Source organism: Streptococcus sp. CCH5-D3, assembly GCF_001556435.1.
Lineage (GTDB): Bacteria > Bacillota > Bacilli > Lactobacillales > Streptococcaceae > Streptococcus.
The window spans coordinates 1-2,777 of sequence record NZ_LSIW01000174.1 but is presented as its reverse complement, the minus strand read 5'-3'; the positions used below and the strand labels follow the sequence as shown (position 1 = coordinate 2,777).

General features: G+C 38.4%; 1 protein-coding gene. It reads left to right on the top strand.

Going from position 1 to position 2,777, the window contains the following annotated elements:
* Positions 1-256: 256 nt before the first annotated feature.
* Positions 257-2,777 (top strand): glucosyl transferase (locus AX662_RS10050; RefSeq protein ID WP_060972353.1); only part of this gene is annotated, 2,521 nt, incomplete at its 3' end.

The window sequence follows — 2,777 nt, the reverse complement described above, 5'->3', positions numbered from 1 at the left end:
TTGCTTTATATACTATAACCATCCTAAAACTTTTCTTTTTCATAATCTCCTAAATTCAGGACTCAGGTCCTGGATTTTTTGTTTTTTATGAATCTTGGATTTAGTAAGAACTGGCAACATCTCACTTAATATTCAAAGAAAAGCATACTTTTCTTTTTTGTCTACTCCTTTTCACATCATAAGAAAGCCTTTTCATTTTAATCTTGAAAAGGCTTTCTTATTGTCTTATAATATAAATTAAAAGGGGGTATTTATTATGGAAAAAAATGATAAGGCCAAAAAACACGCATCTAAAAAGTATCTGATTGCATTTTCATGTGCATCTGCTCTTGCTAGTTTTGCACTTATTGCCGGAGCTGCTTTTGCGGATGAAGTAACTGCTAGTGAAACACTCAAGAATGACACGACAGCAAGTGTTACTGCCAATCTTGAAACAACAGCAGATTTAGTTGAAACGAAGGGAATTGAGGCAACTGCTTCTGCTGAAAGTTCAACAGTTGCTCCAGAGTTAGCAAGTTCGGAAAACACTAGAGAAAGGGCTTCAGCAAGCACTAATGAAAGTCAATCACCTACTGAAACAGCCAACGTTGAAGCACACACAGCTTCAACAAGAGACAGTACCACTAGTGAAACAACTGCGACAACTCCTGTTATCAATGAGGACTTAAACGTTACAGGCGGTCAATATTACAGCGACCAAAACGGCAAATGGCATTACAGAGATGCCAATGGTAAGGACCTGACTGGACCACAAACCATCGATGGGGTTCAAGTCTATTTCGATAAAGAAAATGGCATACAAGCTAAAGGCGTTTTTGCTAAAGACCCTAATGATGCTAAAAAACTAAATTTCTATGATAAAGATTCTGGTGCTCTTCTCAAAAATCAATTTATCGTGGCCTACAGCAACGATACAAAACAATATGAACGTTATTATCTAGATGATAAAGGGAATCCCGTGTATGGTGAGTATCGAATTAATCGTCGATCATCCTACTTTGACGATAAATTTGGGACTCAAATCATTGATCGCTTTGCTCCTAATGGGCACTTTTACGATCAGGATGGTGTTTTCGTCAATTTAGGTACCAACCGCTTTGTTGAAATCAAAGGAAAATGGTACTATCTCAATGATAGAGGACAAATTATAAAGGGCAGCCATATCATCAATGGGGCTCAGGTCTATTTCGATGAAAATGGTGTTCAAATAAAAGGGAATTTTGACAAGGATAACCGCTATTATGATGAACACACTGGTAAGCTAGTAACTAACCGATTCGTAACAGTTAAAGACAAAAACTACTTTATTGGCGCAAAAGGTATGCCTGTGAAAGGTGCTACTCGTATTGATGGTAAAGAGTACTACTTCGATAAAAAGACAGGTGCCCAAGTGAAAGGTGACTTCGGAGGTAATGGTAAATACTACGATGCCTCAACTGGTGCACTTGTTACCAACCGTTATGTCAATCTAGATAAATATTGGTACTATGTGGATGCTGAGGGCAAACCATTAAAAGGTTCACAAACCATAAATAATGTTCCTGTCTACTTTGATTCTTATTATGGGCGACAAGTTAAAGGTGATTTTGGAGACGACGGTTACTACTATGATAAAGACTCTGGTGCGAGAATCACACTTGAAAAGAATCGTTTCCATAATATTAATAACCAGTGGTATTATGTCGGTTCAAATGGCAAAATCCTTAAAGGTGACCACGTCATCAATGGTGTTCAGGTACATTTTGATAGGATATTTGGAACACAAGCTAAAGATGGCTTTGTAGATAAAGATGGTATTAATGTTCTCTATGATAGCTTTGTTGTCTTTGGTATCCCAGTTAAGTATTATGACAAGGATACTGGTGCACTTGTTAAGGGGCGTTACTTTACAACTCGAGGTAAGTGGTTCTATGCAGATAAGCAAGGCAATATTCTAAAAGGTGCTCATACCATTGATGGTGTCCCTGTCTACTTTGACGACCACCTCGGAACACAATTCAAAAACGAAGTTAAAAATGGCCACTACTATGATAAGGATACCGGTGAAAAGAAGGAAGTCCCACGGAACCAATTTGTTCGTGCTGATAATGGGCTCTTCTATTATGATAAAGATGGTAAACCACTTTCTGGTTCTCATACCATTAATGGTGTAATCTATTCGTTCTATGAAAATGGACAAGCCCGTCAAGGAACTTTTGGGCCTTCCGGTTCAGGACCTTTCTACGATGAGGTTACTGGAGCAGCAGTCAGAGAAAAAGGATTCCATCAAGTAGGTGGCGATTGGTACTATACTGATGAAAATGGTAATAAACTTCTCGGTCTTCAAGAAATCGATGGGAAACTCTATTATCTCGATAATACAGAGTCTACAAGCTTAATTACTGGTTATCTCGCAAAAGATAAAGTGCTTAGTCCTGAGCAAAAAGAGTCTACTAGATATCCTCGGATATCTAGTAGTACTATCATCGAACCTAAAATCTACAATTACTACTACTTTGACGCTGAAACAGGCGCTGCTGTAACCAATCGATTCGTTAATTGGAAGGGAAACTGGTACTACTTTGGTAAGGATGGTAAGGCTCTTCTCTTTGATCAAGTCATCAATGGTCAACATCTCTACTTTGATTATGAAGGTAAGCAAGTGAAGGGTAATTTCGTTACAGACTACAAGGGAACTCGTTACTACGATGAAAACTCTGGTGAGCTCGTCACCAACCAAACACGTACCATCAATGGTGTGACTTATCATTTTGATGAAAATGGACGTGCAAAGCAAT